This window comes from Plantactinospora soyae (assembly GCF_014874095.1).
Taxonomy (GTDB): Bacteria; Actinomycetota; Actinomycetes; order Mycobacteriales; family Micromonosporaceae; genus Plantactinospora; species Plantactinospora soyae.
The window spans coordinates 4,239,282-4,256,498 of the sequence record NZ_JADBEB010000001.1 but is presented as its reverse complement, the minus strand read 5'-3'; the positions used below and the strand labels follow the sequence as shown (position 1 = coordinate 4,256,498).

Genomic DNA, 17,217 nt, shown 5'->3' with positions numbered 1-17,217 from the left:
CGTCGCCCGGCCCCCGACGGTGCCGGGCGGGCCGGGCGACTCAGCCGGCGAGGCGGTGCTTGACCACGAGTTGCCCGTCCAGGAAACAGAGCTGGTAGACGGTCTGCCCCGGCGGGAAACCGCCGTCGGAGTAGAACTCGCAGGCGGCCCCGGTCGGCACCGGACGATCGGGCGCGTCCTCCGGTTCGGCGACCTGCCGCTCCGGCAGCAGGTCACGCAGTTCGGCGCGGTCCTGCCCGACCCGCATCCGGTCGTACCGCTCGGAGTCCAGCACCGCGTTGAAGGACGCGATCGGGTAGTACGCGAGCACCAGCATCACCCCGATCGCGGCCGGTACGGTCACCGCCGCCACCAGGCTGCGCCGGACCCGCTGCCGGGCGTGACGCAGCCGCTGGGCCGCCGTGCCGAGCTGTTCCGGCCCCGGCCCCGGCCCCGGCACCGGCCCCGGCCCCGGCACCACCCGCCCGTCGGCGTCCGATGATCCGGGCGACCGGAACACCAGGCCTGCGCCCCCGCCCCCGCCCGGCCGAGCCGAACACGCCGGTTCGGCCGGGTACACCGACTCGGCCGGGTACGCCGACTCCGTGGCGTGGGGCAGTTCGGCCAGTACCTCGAAGCCACGTTCGCGGGGTCCGGCCCGCAGGGTGCCACCGGCCAGCCGTACCCGCTCGCGCAGCCCGACCAGGCCGGACCCGGCCGTCCGGGCCCCGGGCAGCGGCCCGGCCGGTGGCGGATCGTTCACCACCCGTACGGAGGTCCGGTCGGCGCGGTGGGTCAACGAAACCGTCACCGCGGCCCCCGGGGCGTGCCGGGTCGCGTTGGTCAACGCCTCCTGTACCACCCGGCAGATCGCCCGCCCGACCATCGCCGGCACCACACCGACACCATCCGCGTCGTCCCGCACCGATCCGGGGCGCCGCTCGGCGGGCGCCGGCGCGGGCTTGCGGTCGGTGAGCAGGCGTACCGACATTCCGGCGGACCGGGCGCGCTCCACCAGGTCGTCGACGCTCTCCCCGGCCGGCCGGACCGGCGCCGGCTCGGCGTCATCCCGGAGCACCCCGATGACCTGCCGCAGCCGATCGGTCGCCAGGGCGACGCTGACCCGGAGTTCACCGGCTGCCCGGCGGTGCCGCTCGTCGAGTTCGGGCGCCACCTCCAGGGCGCCGGCCCGCAGCGCGATGAGGCTCAGGTCGTGTCCCAGCGAGTCGTGCATGTCCTGGGCGATCCGGGCCCGCTCCCGCATCCGGACGCGCTCGGCGGCGCCCTGCTGCTCCCGTTCCAGCAGCCCGGCGTGCTCCCAGCCGGCCAGTACCAGCGTCCGGTGCTGCCGGTGGTACCGGCCGACGAGCCAGGGGAACACCCCGCCGACGAGCAGCGTGCTGGCCAGCAGGAACCAGACCTCGGCGGCGGTGCCGAGCAGGCCGAAGTTCAGTACCGTGCCGCCGATCGCGATCACGGCGAAGGTCAGCCCCACCGGTCCGGCCCGGCGCTCGCGCAGCCCCACCAGATAGCTGAAGACCGGAATGGCGAACATGAAGTTGCCGTCGAACGCGGTCGGAAGCACGACCAGCACGAGGGAGAGCAGCGGCGCCCACCGGCTCGCCAGCACCGCGACCGCGAGCAGCAGCACCGAACCGGCCAGCCGGACGGCGTACCACGGCGCGTGCGGCGGGGTCACCAACGCCAGGGCGACCGGCGCGGAGAGCACCGCCCAGAGCAGCACGTCGCGGACCCGGTCCCGATGGCTGAGCACCGAGTCGAAAGACCCGCCCCGCCGCAGCGTCGCGAGCGCCCAGTCCGTCATCCGGCCCAGGCTACAAGCCTCGCCACCTGCGCGTTACTGCCGAAAGTCAGAGGTTCCCGGGAGCCGGCACGGCGACGGAGCCGGTCGGGGGTGGGCGCCGACCGGCGTTCCGGTACGCCCCGGGGCTCCGCGCCCCGAAAGGGAGGTATTGAGCCTCCCGTTCTGCTGTTAAGATTCAGGAACGCCGATAGATATTCCGGACGTTCCGCTCCGTACCGGCGAGGGGCCACCGCTCCCGCTGGCACCCGCAGCCCCCGCAACTCGACGACCGCCAAGCAGGTGACCGCGCCGACGGCGTGCCCTGTGCCGCACGATCGACTCCTCCGGTGCCGCGTCCCCGCGCAGCGGTACGCCCGCCGGGTTTCCGACCTCCAAGCCCGAGCGGAGGCTCCGATGCACAGGATCGTCAGCAGAATCATCTGGTACGGCGCCGTCCTCGTCCTGGCCGTGTCGTCGGCCGGCTGCGGCGACTCCGGTCCGGCCACCCCGGCTTCGGCCGACGGACCGAGCCGGGAGAAGCCGGTCAGCATCAAGGTCGGCGACATCGAGGGGGCACCGGCGTCGTTCCTGGCGTTCGGGATCCAGAAGGGCTTCTTCGCCGAGCGTGGCCTCAACGTCGAACTCGTCCGGCAACAGGGCGGCGCCGCGATCGTCCCCGGACTCGTCTCCGGCGAGTTGGCGGTCGGCGGTTCGAACGCGGTCTCGATGCTGCTGGCGCGCAGCCGGGGCGTACCCGTGCAGATCATCGCCCCGGGTACCTCGGTCGGCGCGGATCCGGCGAAGGACTTCTCGGCGGTCATCGTCACCGAGGACTCGCCGATCCGGTCCGTCGCCGACCTGGCGGGTCGGACGGTGGCGGTCAACACGCTCACCAACGTCAGCGAGATCGTGCTGAAGGCGTCCCTGGAGAAGGCGGGTGCCGACCCCGGGTCGGTCAAGTTCCTGGAGTTGGGCTTTCCGGAGATGCTGCCGGCGATCACCCAGCGTCGGGTGGACGCGGCCCTGGTGATCGAGCCCTTCGCCACCATCGCCGCCAGCCAGGGGACCCGGGTGGTCTTCCGGCCGTACGTCGAGGCGAGGCCGAACCTCGCCGTCGGCACGTACTCGGCGTCCGAGAGCTACATCAGGGCCAATCCGGGGATCGTGCGGGCGTTCCAGGACGCCGCCGCCCGGACCGCCGCGCACATCACCGCCAACCCGCAGGAGTACCGGACCGCGCTGCCCGCCGTGGCGAACGTGCGGGCGGACCTCGCCCCGAAGGTGAACATCCCGGTCTGGGGCACCCGGGTCGACGTCGAGTCCCTGGAGTTCTTCGCCGACCGGATGCTGCGGTACGGCCTGGTCGAGACGAAACCCGACGTCTCGGCGGCTACCCACCTCTAGCGCGGTTCCACTCACGTTCACCCGCCGCCGGAGGTTCAGCTGACGTCTTCGGCCCAGGTCCGCCAGTCGTCCAGTACGCCGTACAGGGCCGGGGTGAGCCAGCCCGGCGCGGAGCGGCGGAACACACCCGGTTCCATCGTTCCGGCGCCGTCCGGCAGCGCGCCGACCATGTTCGGTACCAGTTCGGTGAGGTTGGCCCAGTGCACCAGCTCGGGTTCGGCCGGCCAGGCGCCGAGGACCACACCGGCCGGCACCGCCCGCCGGTCCAGCGCCTCCAGGGTGAGCGCGGTGTGGTTGAGCGTGCCCAGGCCCGCCCGGGTGACCACCACGGCCGGGGCACCGATCGACACCGCCAGGTCGGCGAACGTCCACGCCTCGCCGGACGGGCGCAGCCCCATCGGGACCAGCAGTCCGCCGGCACCCTCGATCAGCACCAGGTCGTGCTTGTCCGCCTCGGCCCGGATCTCGTCGGCCACGGCGTACAGCTCCAGGGGCTCCGCCTCGGCGACCCGGGCCGCCGCGAGCGGGGCCAGCGGCTCGGGGTAGCTGGCCAGGGTGCGGGCGGTCATCGGGGCGGCCAGCCGGTTCACGGTGTCGATGTCCGGAACGGCGCCGGTGGCCGTACCGGTCTGGCCCGGTTTGAGCACGGCGACCCGCAGGCCGGCGGCCTGGGCGGCCGCGGTGATCGCGGCGGTGACGATCGTCTTGCCCACGTCGGTGTCGGTCCCGGTGACCAGGATCGGACCACGCCACGCCACGTTGGTCACGGGGCACACTCCACGATCACGTCGAGCGCCCGGTCGAAGTCGCGCCGGTCGAGTCCCACGTTGATGGTCAGGCGGAGCCGGGAACGGCTGTCGGGGGTCGACGGCGGCCGGAAGCAGCCCACCGCGACCCCCCGGTCCCGGCAGTCGGCCGCCCAGGCCACCGCCGTCTCCGGGCCGGGCGCGGTCACCGACACCACACCGGCGGTCGGGGTGGAGACCTCCAGGCCCGCCGCGCCGAGCCGGCGGGTCACGGCGGCGGCCCGCTCGGCCAGCTCGGCCCGCAGCCCGGCCCCGGTCCGGGCCAGCCTGGTGGCGGCGAGCACGCCCGCGGCCACCGCCGGCGGAAGCGCGGTGTCGTAGATGAAGGTCCGGCCGGTGTCGATCAGGTGCCGGGCCAGCTCGGCCGGTCCGGCCACCACTCCGCCGGCTCCGCCGAGCGCCTTGGACAGGGTCGCGGTCACCACGACGTCCGAGGCTCCGCCGAGCCCGGCGGCGGCGACCGCGCCCGCGCCGTCCGGGCCGAGCACCCCCAGCGCGTGTGCGTCGTCGACGAGCAGCAGCGCGCCGTGCCGGCGGGCCACCGCGTGCAGCTCGGCGAGCGGCGCCAGGTCGCCGTCCACCGAGAAGACGGATTCGGTGACCACCACCGCCGGCCGGCCCGGCGCCCCGGCCAGGGCCGCCTCGACGGCGGCGACGTCGAGGTGCGGCGTGACCACCGTCTCCGCGCCGGACAGCCGGCAACCGTCGATCAGCGAGGCGTGGTTGTGCGCGTCGGAGACGAGCAGGGTACGGGGCTGGACCAGGGCGCGTACCGCACCGAGGTTGGCCAGGTAGCCGGAGGAGAAGACCAGTGCCCGCCCGGCGCCCAGCCACTGCGCCAGGGTCGCCTCCAGGGCGTGGTGCGGTTCGGTGGAGCCGCGTACCAGTCGGGAGCCGGTGGCGCCCAGGCCGTACCCGGTCAACGCCTCGGCCGCGGCGGCCGTCACCTCGGGGTGCCGGGACAGTCCCAGGTAGTCGTTGCCGGCGAGGTCGAGCAGATCCTCGGTCGCGTCCCTCGGTCGCAACCGACGGCTGAGGCCGGCTTTCGCGCGCAGCCGTGCCCGTCGGTCCAGAACCTCCAGCCAGCTCGGCACCGTCACTCCCCACGTTGGTCCGCATCCACGTTCCCGGCGGTGTCGGAAACACGATCGCCGGTCCGTCCGGCGGGACGTCAACCCCGGCGTCGACCATGATCCGCCGCCGGCACCGCGCCGAGCACGGCCCCACCACCGGCACCGCGCCGGGCTCGGACGGACGCGTCCGCGTCGTCCGCACGACGGCCCCGACCGGCGAAAATACCACCCGCCGCCGGGCCGGACCGAGCGCCGGGCCGGTGGTTCGTGCCCGGTCGCACGGCGCCGGGCTGGTGGTTCGGGCCCGGTCGCAGGGCGGGCGGGCCGGCCTGCCTGGTGGGTCGGTCCGGCCCACATCGACGCGCCGTCCGCCTTGTAGGGTACGACCCATGCCAGACATCCTCGACCGGGCACGAACCCAGGTCCTCGACGGCGGTGTCGGACTCGACGAGGCCGGGGTGCTCGCGGTGCTGCGCCTGCCCGACGAGCAGCTGCCCGCCGCCCTCCAGCTCGCCCACGAGGTACGGATGCGCTGGTGCGGCCCGGAGGTCGAGGTCGAGGGGATCGTCTCGCTGAAGACCGGCGGCTGCCCGGAGGATTGTCACTTCTGCTCCCAGTCCGGCCTCTTCGCCTCGCCGGTCCGCTCGGTCTGGCTGGACATCCCGTCGCTGGTCGAGGCGGCCCGGCAGACCGCCGCCACCGGTGCCACCGAGTTCTGCATCGTGGCCGCCGTCCGTGGCCCGGACGACCGGCTGATGAAGCAGATGCGCGAGGGCGTGGCCGCGATCCGGGCCGAGGTGGACATCCAGGTCGCCGCCTCGCTCGGGATGCTGACCCAGGCGCAGGTCGACGAGCTGGTCGAGATGGGTGTGCACCGCTACAACCACAACCTGGAGACCTGCCGGTCGTACTTCCCGAACGTGGTCACCACGCACTCCTTCGAGGAGCGCTGGGAGACGCTGACGATGGTCCGCGAGTCCGGCATGGAGGTGTGCTGCGGCGGCATCCTCGGCCTCGGCGAGACGATCGAGCAGCGGGCCGAGTTCGCCGCACAGCTCGCCGAGCTGAATCCACACGAGGTGCCGCTGAACTTCCTCAACCCCCGGCCTGGCACCCCGATGGGCGACCAGCCGGTGGTCGAGCCGCGTGACGCGTTGCGCGCCATCGCCGCCTTCCGGCTCGCGATGCCCCGGACCATCCTCCGGTACGCCGGTGGTCGCGAGATCACCCTCGGCGACCTCGGTACCCGGGACGGCCTGCTCGGCGGGATCAACGCCGTCATCGTGGGCAACTACCTGACCACCCTCGGTCGTCCGGCGAACGAGGACCTGGCCCTGCTCGACGAGCTGAAGATGCCGGTCAAGGCCCTCTCCGCGACGCTGTAGACGACCACGACCTGACGGGGACCACCCGGAGCATGACGAACGCGACGAGCCCGACCGGGCTGTGGTGCGACCGCTGTGGCGAGCCGGCCGACGACGCCGGCCATCCGGGCTGCCAGGCGGCCCGGCAGCTGGAGCCACCCCGGTTCTGTCCGCGCTGTCGGCGACGGATGAAGGTGCAGGTGCTGCCGACGGGCTGGTCGGCGACCTGCGTCGAGCACGGTACGGCCCGGGGCTGACGCCCGGACCTGCGGTGGCAGGGAGAGCGGTGGCAGCGGCAACAGGGGTGCCAGCGGCAGCGGCGCATTGACACTGATTATTAAAGAGTGTTACCTATTGGTTGCCGGCCGGCCGCTCACCCCCTTGGATCCCTGTCGAAAGAGGGAGACCCCCGCATGTCCTCCATCCGTACGGCGGCCACGAGCCGCCGGACACCGTTGCGCCGTCGCCGGGTGCCGACCGGACTGCTCGCGCTCTGCCTGGCCGCCGCCGGTGGTGCGATCGCCGGGCCGCCACCACCGGCGTACGCGGCCAACGAGCCGGTGAACGTCTGGCTGACCAGTACCTCCGACTCCGGCGGCCGTACGGTGACCCGTGGCCTGCAACAGCAGACGCCGGTCAGTTTCGCCGCCACCAGTCCGGGGGCGATCCACACCGTCACGGTCAACGAGAACACCCGCTACCAGCAGTTCGAGGGCGGCGGAGCGTCGATCACCGACACCACCGCGTACCTGCTGCGGGGCGGTCCGATCAGCGCGGCGACCCGGGACGCGGTGATGCGTCGGCTGTTCCATCCGACCGACGGCATCGGGCTCTCCTTCGTACGCAACCCGATCGGCGCCTCCGACCTGTCCCGGCCCGGCAACGTGTCGCTCGACGACACCTGCTGCAACCTGGGCGACTTCGGGGCGAACGGCTACGACACCAACGTCCGGCTGCTGACCGCGCAGGCCAGACAGCTCAACCCGGCCCTGCGGGTCAAGGGCGTGCCGTGGAGCGCGCCGGGGTGGATGAAGGACAACGGCCGGATGGACCAGATGGGCTGGCTGAGGTCGGAGTACTACCCGATGTACGCCCAGTACTTCGTGAGGTACGTCCAGTCGTACCAGGCCGCCGGGATCCCGGTGAACTACGTCTCGGTGCAGAACGAGCCGAACTGCTGCCAGGCCGGCAACCCGACCGCGATGAACTACCCGGGGATGAGCTGGAACTCGTCCGGGCTGCTGGAGTTCACCAAGAACCACCTGCTGCCGGCCTTCCGGGGTGCCGGGATCACCACCAAGGTGATGATCCACGACTGGAACTACGGCGACTGGGGCCAGATCGGCGCCGGCATCGTCTCGGACGCCGCGCTGCGCAACGATCCGCTGTTCGGCGGCATCGCCTGGCACGGCTACGGCGGCAGCCCGAGCGTCGGTACCCAGGTGCACGACCAGTACCCGTCGGTACGGCAGTTCAGCACCGAACACTCCGGCGGCACCTGGATCGGCAACCAGCACAACGAGGATCTGGCCGACATCGTCAACTACACCAGGAACTGGAGCGGCAGCGTCGTCAAGTGGAGCCTGGCGCTGAACCAGAGCATGGGCCCGCACAACGGTGGCTGCGACGTCTGCACCGGCCTGGTCACGGTGCAGGAGGGCGGCGCGCGCGCCGGTCAGGTCGACAACACCATCGAGTACTACACCACCGGACACCTCACCAAGTTCGTCAAGCCGGGCGCGTACCGGATCGACTCGACCGCCAACGGCACGGTGCAGAACGTCGCCTGGATCAACCCGGACGGCTCCAAGGCGCTGATCGCGCACAACGGCGGCACCGGCGCACAGTCGGTTCGGGTGGTCTGGGGCGGACAGTCGTTCACGTACACCCTGCCGGCCCGGACCACGGCGACCTTCACCTGGTCGGGTACCCAGTCCGGTGGCGGGGGCGGCGGTGGCCGGACCGGGACGATCGTCGGCCTCGGCGGGAAGTGCCTGGACGTCGCCGGAGCGAGCAGCCTCGACGGCACCGCGGTCCAGATCTACGACTGCAACGGCTCCGCCGCCCAGCAGTGGACCCTCGGCACCGACGGCACCGTCCGAGCTCTCGGCAAGTGCCTGGACGTCCGGGACAACTCCGTGGCGAACGGGGCCCGGACCCAGCTCTGGAGCTGCACCGGGGCCGCCAACCAGCGCTGGACCGCCACGGCGGGCCGTGACCTGACCAGTGCCAGCGCGAGCAAGTGTCTCGACGTGGTGGACAACAACCCGGCCAACGGCACGCCGGCCCAGCTCTGGACCTGCACCGGCGCCGCCAACCAGAAGTGGACCGTCCCGGCGGCCTGACCGGTGGGTCCGCCGGGACGACCCGGCAGGAAGCCCGGCAGGACTCCTGCCGGGCTTCCTTCTTGGCTCCATACCGACGGCAGCGGCCCGGAGATCGCCGTCACCGGTACGCCGAGGGCCACGCCTGCGATCGGAGTTGATCAGGGCGGCCTCAGTCGGGCGTCTCCGACTCGAACAGCCTGCGGTACTCGCCGTAGCCCTCACGCTCAAGGTCGGCCAATGCGATGAAGTGGAGCGCGGCGGAGTTCATGCAGTAACGAAGGCCGCCCTGCTCTGCCGGGCCGTCGTCGAACACGTGGCCGAGATGACTGTCGCCGTGCGCCGACCGGGCCTCGGTACGCGCCATGCCGTGACTCGTGTCGCGGATCATGACCACGTTCTCCGGTACGATCGGGGCGGTGAAACTCGGCCAGCCGGTACCGCTGTCATATTTGTCGACAGAGGCGAACAATGGTTCACCGGAAACCACGTCGACGTAGATTCCCGGCTCCTTGTTGTCCCAATAGACATTGCCGAAGGCTCGCTCCGTTCCGTTCTCCTGGGTGACCTGATACTGTTCCGGCGACAACCGGGAGATGACGTCCGGGTCCTTACGATATTCGCGCGGCACAGTAGTTCCTCCTCCGCTGACATAACGTCCGGTGCCAGGCCGCCTACCCGGGGCGCCCGCCCGGAAACCGCCAGGAACGGTGACACGTCGACCAGATCGACCAACCGTGTCCCATTTCGTACGGCGGTTCCCGGTTGCCTGCCTCGGCGACCCCCAATTCCTGCCGGCGATGCCACTCGGCGCCCGGTGTCGCGTTCCGGAATGGCTGTCTCTTCTGGAAGGCGACGCCTGCTATCCGCCTGACGGCGAATGCAATCGATCACATCCCTGATGCGGGGCTTGGTGGTCGAGAAGTCGGACCGTAGCCTCGCATATCCGGGCTCGGTCATCAGTCATCAAACCGTGATGACACCGGGCCGGACCGCTCAATCGCAGATCGTTGCGAGCCGGGGACCCATTCCACACCTTGGGGTGAATCCGTAGGACGCTTCAGGCGACCGCGGAAGGGCGCATCTTTCCCGCCCGAACCCGTCAGCTAACCCGGTAGGCGGCAGCGGAAGGAGAAATGCACGTGCGTCTCCCCGGTCCCGATGTGCACCGAATTCGCGGCCTGTTCGGACCCACCGCGCCGCGCCGAGGCCAGAAGATGGCGCTGCTGTCGGCGGCGCTGCTGACCGCGGCGACGGCCGCCACGGCCGGCGCCCTGCTGCCGGGGGCCACCGCTCCCGGCCCGGCCGTCACCTCGGATTCGCTGGTCATGGGTGCTGCGGTGGCCGACCGGGACACGGCCGCAAAGCCCACCCGACCCGCCGTTCCGGCGGGCCCCGCCGAAAAGACCCTGGACACCTCGTTCGAGTACCAGATCAACTTCTACTACTGCGGCCCGGCCGCCGTGCACAACGCGTTGACCGCACGCGGCATCGACGTCAGCCAGCAGGATCTCGCCAACGGGCTGGGCACCACGGTCCACGGCACCGCGTCCGCCTTCGACACCACCCGGATGCTCAACGGCGCCATCGGCAGCCAGGTGTACCAGACGCGGGAGATCTCGGACGAGGACGCCACACCCGCTCAGATGGATCAGTTGCAGGCTGACGCCGTACACGCGATCGGCAGCGGCTATGCCGTCGTGGCCAACATCATCGGCGGCGCGACCGACGCCGACGGGGTCTGGCACGACTTCCCGGGTGGCCACTACGTCACGATCATCGGCTACGGCGACAACGGTCGGACCGTCAAGATCGCCGACGGCTCCGGCATGTACGGCCCCAGCACCTACTGGATGAGCACGATCGACATGACCAACTGGATCGCCACCCGCGGCTACTCCACGGTCGCCTGATCGCGAACGGGGTCCGGACGCGGCCCTGGAACCGCACCGGCGCCGCCAACCAGAACTGCACCATCCCGGCGCGGCCTGACCGGAACCACGCCCCGGATCGCACGCCCGGCAGGAAGCCCGGCAGGAGGAGTCCTGCCGGGTTTCCCTCCTGTCTCCGGCCAGCCGGCGTTGCTTGACTTTGCCGCATGACGCGAACATGGAATGCCATCGCTCGCACCGTTCTCGCCGGTGGACTCATCGGCGCCGCCGCCCTGGCCGGCCCCGCACCCGGGGTCGCCGCCTCGACCGCACCCCTACAGCCGCTCCGGGTGGCGAACGCGGGCGCCTCCGTGCTCGACCTGCTGCCGGCCGCCACCAGTGACCGGATGACCGCACAGATCCCCCTGATCGATGCCGCGAGCATCATCCGCACCGCGATCGAGACCGGGAACTCCACCGGCTACGCCGGCATCGGCCTGGTCGACGACCACGTCACCCTGTGGTGGAAGGGACAGCTTCCGGCCAGCGTCGCCACGACGGTGGAAAGTGCCCGCCGGACCGCACCGGTCGAGGTGGTCGACGCGACGTACTCGCAGGTCGAGCTGAAGGCGGCCGCCGCCAGGCTCGACCCGGCGGTCCGGGCGAACCCGAAGGACGCCGCACACGCGGTGAAGCTCCGGACCGACGGTAGCGGCCTGGAGATCGCCGTCACGGGTACGCCGAACGCCACGCTCCCGAAGCTGCCGGCCACCGGCGTACGGACCACTGTCGTGGCGCGGCAGCCGATGGTCCCGCGCTCCCGGGAGGACGACGCCGCCCCGTGGAACGGCGGAGCCCGGATCTGGGCCAGCTACGGCTGCACCTCGGGCTTCGGGGTCCGGGACGCCGGTTCCGGGGCCAACTACCTGCTCACCGCCGGGCACTGCAGCGAGGTCGGCGAAGAGTGGCGGGACGGCACCGGTACGCCGATCGGACCGGCCACGCACAAGAACCAGGACCACGACACGATGCTGATCTCGACGGCCACGGCCGGTGGCGATGTCTACACCGGTGGGTCGAACGACGAGACCCGGGTCCGGGTGACCGGCTGGACCGAGGTCTTCCCCGGTCAGTTCCTCTGCCAGTCCGGCTCGACCACCGCCGGGGAACTCGCCCGGCCGGTCTGCAACTTCCGGGTCGACTTCCACTACGACGACCGGGAGGACCTCGTCGAGGCCACCCAGCTCGACGGCGAGGAGGCGGCGCGCAGCGGCGACAGCGGCGGACCGGTCTACGCGGTCCAGTCCGACGGCACCGTGTTGGCGGCCGGCACGGTCACCCGGTCCGGCGGCGCGGGCCTCGGCTTCCAGGACTTCGCCACCGCCCGGGACGACTTCGGCGCCATCGTGCCGGTGACCGGCACCGCGTCCACCACCTGCCGGGTCTCCTATCTGGTGACCGACTCCTGGAGCGGCGGTTTCGCCGCCAGCGTCACGGTGCAGAACAGTGGATCGGCCGTCAGCGGCTGGTCGCTGGGCTGGTCCTTCCCCGGCAACCAGGTCGTCCAGGGTCACTGGCACGGACAGTTCCAGCAGACCGGCGCCAAGGTGACGGTCACCAACGAGGCGCACAACGCGCTGATCCCGGCCGGTGGCTCGATCAACCTGGGCTTCACCGCCAGCGGCTCACCGACCACGCCCACGCCCTTCACCCTGAACGGTGCCGCCTGTAGCTGATCGACTCCCCCGGACCGCGCCGCCACGAGTCGGACCGGCCTCCCCGGATCGGGCCCTACCGCCACGAGCGGCAGGGCCCGATCGTCCTCGGCCCCGATCGGCGCCGCGACCCCCGACGCGAGAGAATTCCGGGGCCCTGCGGCCGGTCGGCCGACCGCCGCGCGGGATCGGCCTGCGGCAGCCCTCGCCAATCCGGTGGCGCCGTCGTACAACCGATCCGGAGCGGTTCCCGTCTGTAGGTGGGATCCCAACGGAGGTTGGCGAATGCGGGACGAACCCGAAGCGGAATACCTCGAGTACGTCACGGCACGGCTTCCGAGCCTGCGCCGGCTGGCGTACTCGCTGTGCGGGAACGACGACCAGGCGGACGACGTGGTGCAGGAGGCCGTCACCAAGCTCTTCCTGAACTGGTCGAAGGCGGCCCGAGCCACCCACCTGGAGGCCTACGTACGGGCGATCGTGGTGCGGACCTTCCTGGACAGCCAGCGCAAGGGGTGGTGGCGGGTGCTGCTGTTCGGCACCACGCCGGACGTACGGCCCACGGTCGACGAGGACGTGGCGGAGCGCACGGTGCTGCGGAACGCCCTCGCCAGGATTCCGCCCCGGCAGCGGGCCGTCCTGGTGCTGCGTTACCTGCACGACCTGCCGGTGAACGAGGTCGCCGAGGTCCTCGGCTGCTCGGCCGGGACGGTCAAGAGCCAGACCTCGCACGGGCTGAAGGCACTACGGCGACTGCTCGGCGACCACGAGTACGCGGAAATCGGGAAGGGTCGATGAAGAACGTGCGAAACGACGACGAAGACATGATCACGATGCTGCGTCGGCTGGACGCCGAACCGGACCGGCCGGGACGGATCGATCTGGTCGGGGCGGTGGCCGAGGCGCGGCGCCGTAGGCGGACCCGTCGGATGACGGGGGCGAGCAGCGCGGCCGTACTCGCGGTGGCCGCGGTCGCCGCCGTACCGATGACGTTGCAGGTGATCTCCCCGGGGCCGGCGGCGGACCGCAGCACCGGCGCGCCGGCGACGGCGGATCCGAGCGGCACCGTCGACCCGAGCGCCAGCATCGACCCGAGCCGCGTGGCGACGCCGACCGGCGGCCCGACACCGACACCGCCCGCGTCGGCGCTGACCCCGCCGACCCGGTGCACGGTGCACCGGCTGGCCATTCCGGGCGGCGATCCGAAGAGCCTGGTCACCGGCGCGGATCCGACCGGCAGGTTCGTCCTCGGCCGGTCGTACCCGAGCGGCAGCCGGGGCACCTATCCGGTACTGATCTGGGACAACGGCACGCCTGCGCGGGTGAACCTGCCCGGCGACGACCAGCGGCTGGCGGATGTCACCTCGGCCGGCGTGGCCGTCGGCAGCGGCTGGACGTCGAACGGCCCGGTCCCCTACCTGTACCGGGGGAAGAAGGTCAGCAAGCTGCCCGGCGTGACGTCGGGGCAGGCTCTGGCGATCAACGAGGCGAACCAGATCGTCGGGTACCGGGAAGCGCAGCGGGACCAGCCGGTGATCTGGCGCGGGTCGTCGACTCCGGCAGTCGACCTTCCGCTCCCCGACGACGGCTCGTGGGGCCAGGCGGTGGACATCGACGAGGCCGGCACGGTGCTCGGGGTCCTGTTGGACCGGGAGGGCCAGCATGAGTTCGGGTACCTGTGGCGCCCGGACGGAACGGCACAGCGCCTGCCGACCCCGCTCGTGGCCGGCGCTCCCGCCGACTCCTTCCGGCCGCAGTCGATCCGCGACGGCTGGGTGACCGGGGTCGCGACCCGGGGCGGTCCGGGCAACGGCGGGAAGGGTGAGGAGGTCAGCACGGCAGCCCGGCTGCACCTGCCGACCGGCCGGTTCGTCGAGGTGCCCCGCAGTTCGTTCTGGCCGCAGAGCGGCAACGCGCAGGGCTGGATGGTGGGCTTCATCGGCGATCGGGCCGGTCTGCTCACCGACGCCGGACCGCTGGTGCTGCCACCGTTGCACAGTCACAAGTCCGCGCCGGGCAACACCGGCTGGATGATGAGCGACGACGGACGGACCGTCACGGGTCAGAGCGAGGACGCCAAGGGCGAGCCGCAGGCGGTCCTCTGGCGTTGCAGATGAGCTGACCGGAGACCCTGCTGCCCGGACGGCCGGCATCGTCGCCGAGGTTACTCGGCGAGTTCGCGCAGCAGGGTCGCCCGCAGGCTGTGGGCCTCCGGGGCGTCCAGTTCGCCGCACCGGTCCAGCGCCCGTCGCCGCAGCAGCCGCGCGTCGGCCGCTCCGACCGGGTCCGCGCCGGCCAGGGCCGCGAGCACGTGCAGGGTCCGGGCCTCCCACCACGGACTGGGTACGCCGACGAACAGCGCCAGCGCCTGTTGCAACTGTTCGGTGGCTGCCTCGACGTCGCCCAGGGCCCGGAGCGTCACCCCGTGCCGGTAGGCGGCGCCGGCCTCGGCGAACGTCGCGGCACACTGCTGGAACAGCATCCGCGCCCGGGCGTACTCGCCGGCCGCCTCGTGCCACAGCCGCTCGCCGGCCAGGTCCGCGCCGAGGCACATCATCGTGCTGGCCTGGGCGATCAGCGCACCCGTGCTGCTCAACCCGCTTCCCCGGCGGTAGAACTCCAGCACGTCGCGGTGCAGATCCGCCGCTTCCGCGTACCGGCCGAGCGCGGCCAGCGCCGTACCCTGCACGTTGGCGGCGCAGGCCTCGCCGAGCTCGTACCCGACCTGCCGGAACAGCGCGACCGCCTGCCGGGAGGAGTCGACGGCGTACCCGGCGCGGCCGGAGCGGACGAAGATCGAGGCCGAGTACGTCAGCGCCCATGCCTCCTCCCGCCGATCCCCGATCCGCCGGGCCAGCTCCAGCGCGTGCTCCAGGGCGGCCAGCCCGTCGGAGTTCCGCTCCCGGCAGTAGTACCTCGCCCAGCCGAGGAAGTTGAGCAGCACCGCCTCGTCGCGGGCACTGCCGAGCGCGCGGGCGGCGGTCACCCCGAGCGAGAAGATCTCGTCCCACGAGTGGCGGTGGCTGGTCGCGTCGGAGTACCAGTGCAACGCCCGGGCCACCCGTACGACGTCGGCGTGCCGACCCTGCCGGGCGGCGTCGCGCAGTGCCGCTGGCCAGTTGCCGGACTCGCGGTCCAGCCAGGCTCCCGCCGCCCGATGGTCGTCGAACGGCGAGCCCGTCCGCGTCGATCCGGTGTGCGCGCCGGCTGACCTGCCGCCACCCGGTTCGAACATCGCACCGGCGTGCTCGGTCCGGCGCAACAGCCAGCCGACCATGCGGTCGTGCGCCACGGTCCGCTGCTCCGGCGTCTCGTCACCACCCATCCGCTCGTACGCGTAGAGCCGTACCAGGTCATGGAACCGGTAGCGGTCGCCGAGCGACAGCAGCAGTCCGGCGTCGACCAGGTCCTCAGCGGCCTGGGCCGCCGATTCCCCGTCGCTGCCGGCGGCGGCCGCAACCAGGGCGGCGTCGAAGTCTGCGCCGGGTATCAGTGAGGCCCGCCGGAACGCCGCCGCCGTCCCCGAATCCAGTTGGCGGTAGGAGACCTCGAACGCCGCCCGGACCCCGAGGTCGCCCGCGGTCAGTACGGTCAGTCGGCGTCGTTGGTCCCGCAGCTGCGCGACGAGATGCGCCACCGTCCACTGTGGTCGGGTGGCCAGCCGGTTGCCGGCGATCCGGATGGCCAGCGGCAGCCGGCCGCAGAGCCGGACGAGCTGTTCGGTGGCGGTGGGCTCGGCGGCCACCCGGTCGGTGCCGACGATCGAGGTGAGCATCTGCCGGCCCTCGGCCGGGTCCAGTACCCCGAGCGCCACCCGTACCGCGCCGGCCAGCCCCGTCAACGGTCGCCGGCTGGTGACCAGGACGAGACAGTGCCGCCCGGCCGGCAGCAGCGGACGCACCTGGGCCTCGTCGGTCGCATTGTCCAGCACCACCAGCAGGCGGAGGTCCCGGGTCAGGGTGCGGAACAGGCCGGCGCGCTCGGCCAGCGACACCGGGACGCGGCTGTCGGGCAGGCCGAGGGAACGCAGCAGCGCGGCCAACGCGTCGGCCGGATCGACCCGCCCGTGCCCCCGGGCACCATCGGAGTCGGCGGGGCCTGCCTCGGCGCCGGCCGCCGCCGCGGCGAAATCGGCCGCCGCACCGCTCAGGTCGACGAAGAGTTGGCCGTCTGTGAAACTCGGGATCAGGCGGTGTCCCGCCGCCACGGTGAGACTGGTCTTGCCGATCCCCGGTGGCCCGTGCAGCACCACGAGCGACGCGGTGTCGGTGCGACCCGCGGTGATGTCCGCGGTCAACGCGCGCAGGGCGTCCAGTTCGCCGAACCGGCCGGCCAGGTCCGGCACCGCGGCGGGCAGTTCACCGGGCCCGACCCTGGCCAGCGGCTCACCGGGTACGGCCGGGCCGGCCGCCGATCCGGGCGATGATCCGGCCGCCGATCCGGGCGACGATCCGGCCACGGCATCGGTCGGCGGCGCCGGCGCGGTTGCCGCATTGGTCCGGGTGGACGGCTCGGGACCGGGCACCGTGGCCTCGCCATCCGGCGGGGTCGCCGGAAACCGCACGGTACGGGCCAGGCCGAGGAAGCGCGAGCGCTCGGACCCGTCGAGGCCGAGCGCGTCCGCGAGGAGCGCGACGGTACGCCGCTGCGGCGAACGGACCCGCCCCCGCTCCATCTCCCGGATGCTGCGGACGCTGGAGCCGGAGCGTTCGGCGAGATCCTCCTGGGTCAGACCGTCCGCTCGCCGAAGAGTCCGAAGTAGAACCCCGAATTCGTCACGTCGATCCTGGTTCAAGGACGCGCCCCCCACCACAAGTCCCCGACCCCGTGGACACCCCCCGCGCCCACGTGAATTCTCGTCGATGCTTGCACGGCCG

At 72.2% G+C, this 17,217-nt stretch carries 13 protein-coding genes and 1 riboswitch; of the genes, 8 read left to right on the top strand and 5 right to left on the bottom strand.

Annotated elements, in window-relative coordinates; genetic code table 11:
* Window positions 1–40: 40 nt before the first annotated feature.
* Window positions 41–1,804, bottom strand: a complete 1,764-nt coding sequence (locus tag H4W31_RS19040; RefSeq protein WP_192767892.1) for a sensor histidine kinase — start codon at window positions 1,802–1,804, stop codon at window positions 41–43.
* Between the two features lie 393 nt (window positions 1,805–2,197).
* Here H4W31_RS19040 and H4W31_RS19035 point away from each other — a divergent pair, with 393 nt between their 5' ends.
* The gene (locus tag H4W31_RS19035) at window positions 2,198–3,187 is read left to right on the top strand and encodes an ABC transporter substrate-binding protein (RefSeq protein ID WP_192767891.1); all 990 of its coding nucleotides are present in this window, start codon (window positions 2,198–2,200) and stop codon (window positions 3,185–3,187) included.
* A 35-nt stretch (window positions 3,188–3,222) separates the two neighbouring features.
* On the opposite strand, the gene bioD is transcribed toward H4W31_RS19035, so the two are convergent.
* Window positions 3,223–3,927 (bottom strand): dethiobiotin synthase, encoded by a 705-nt coding sequence (gene bioD, locus H4W31_RS19030; protein ID WP_192772218.1) that lies wholly within the window; start codon window positions 3,925–3,927, stop codon window positions 3,223–3,225.
* Window positions 3,928–3,950: 23 nt separating this feature from the next.
* Entirely contained in the window at window positions 3,951–5,087 is a 1,137-nt protein-coding gene (locus tag H4W31_RS19025) for an 8-amino-7-oxononanoate synthase (protein ID WP_192767890.1), read from the bottom strand.
* Window positions 5,088–5,455: 368 nt separating this feature from the next.
* Between H4W31_RS19025 and bioB the strand changes: the two genes are divergently transcribed.
* From bioB to H4W31_RS19010, 3 genes are all read left to right on the top strand, one after another.
* Window positions 5,456–6,451, top strand: a complete 996-nt coding sequence (bioB, locus tag H4W31_RS19020; protein WP_192767889.1) for a biotin synthase BioB — start codon at window positions 5,456–5,458, stop codon at window positions 6,449–6,451.
* 11 nt (window positions 6,452–6,462) lie between these two features.
* Window positions 6,463–6,687 (top strand): biotin synthase auxiliary protein BsaP, encoded by a 225-nt coding sequence (gene bsaP, locus H4W31_RS19015; protein WP_404825719.1) that lies wholly within the window; start codon window positions 6,463–6,465, stop codon window positions 6,685–6,687.
* Window positions 6,688–6,843: 156 nt separating this feature from the next.
* The gene (locus H4W31_RS19010) at window positions 6,844–8,775 is read left to right on the top strand and encodes a lectin (protein ID WP_192767887.1); all 1,932 of its coding nucleotides are present in this window, start codon (window positions 6,844–6,846) and stop codon (window positions 8,773–8,775) included.
* Window positions 8,776–8,926: 151 nt separating this feature from the next.
* On the opposite strand, the gene msrB is transcribed toward H4W31_RS19010, so the two are convergent.
* The gene (gene msrB / locus H4W31_RS19005; protein ID WP_192767886.1) at window positions 8,927–9,385 is read right to left on the bottom strand and encodes a peptide-methionine (R)-S-oxide reductase MsrB; all 459 of its coding nucleotides are present in this window, start codon (window positions 9,383–9,385) and stop codon (window positions 8,927–8,929) included.
* 352 nt (window positions 9,386–9,737) lie between these two features.
* Window positions 9,738–9,890: riboswitch (cyclic di-AMP (ydaO/yuaA leader) on the top strand.
* Window positions 9,891–9,896: 6 nt separating this feature from the next.
* Here msrB and H4W31_RS19000 point away from each other — a divergent pair.
* The 4 genes from H4W31_RS19000 (at window position 9,897) to H4W31_RS18985 (ending at window position 14,457) form a co-directional block, all read left to right on the top strand.
* On the top strand, window positions 9,897–10,667 hold the full coding sequence (locus H4W31_RS19000; RefSeq protein ID WP_318783268.1) for a C39 family peptidase: 771 nt from the start codon (window positions 9,897–9,899) through the stop codon (window positions 10,665–10,667).
* A gap of 185 nt (window positions 10,668–10,852) precedes the next feature.
* Window positions 10,853–12,361: a cellulose binding domain-containing protein gene (locus tag H4W31_RS18995; RefSeq protein ID WP_192767884.1), complete on the top strand. Its 1,509-nt coding sequence runs from the start codon at window positions 10,853–10,855 to the stop codon at window positions 12,359–12,361.
* 264 nt (window positions 12,362–12,625) lie between these two features.
* Window positions 12,626–13,138, top strand: coding sequence for a SigE family RNA polymerase sigma factor (locus H4W31_RS18990; RefSeq protein ID WP_192767883.1), 513 nt, complete (start codon window positions 12,626–12,628; stop codon window positions 13,136–13,138).
* The gene (locus H4W31_RS18985; protein WP_192767882.1) at window positions 13,135–14,457 is read left to right on the top strand and encodes a hypothetical protein; all 1,323 of its coding nucleotides are present in this window, start codon (window positions 13,135–13,137) and stop codon (window positions 14,455–14,457) included. Before H4W31_RS18990 ends, H4W31_RS18985 begins: the two co-directional genes overlap by 4 nt.
* A 47-nt stretch (window positions 14,458–14,504) precedes the next feature.
* Here H4W31_RS18985 and H4W31_RS42870 read toward each other — a convergent pair whose 3' ends face one another.
* On the bottom strand, window positions 14,505–17,150 hold the full coding sequence (locus H4W31_RS42870) for an ATP-binding protein (protein WP_318783267.1): 2,646 nt from the start codon (window positions 17,148–17,150) through the stop codon (window positions 14,505–14,507).
* Window positions 17,151–17,217: the final 67 nt, after the last annotated feature.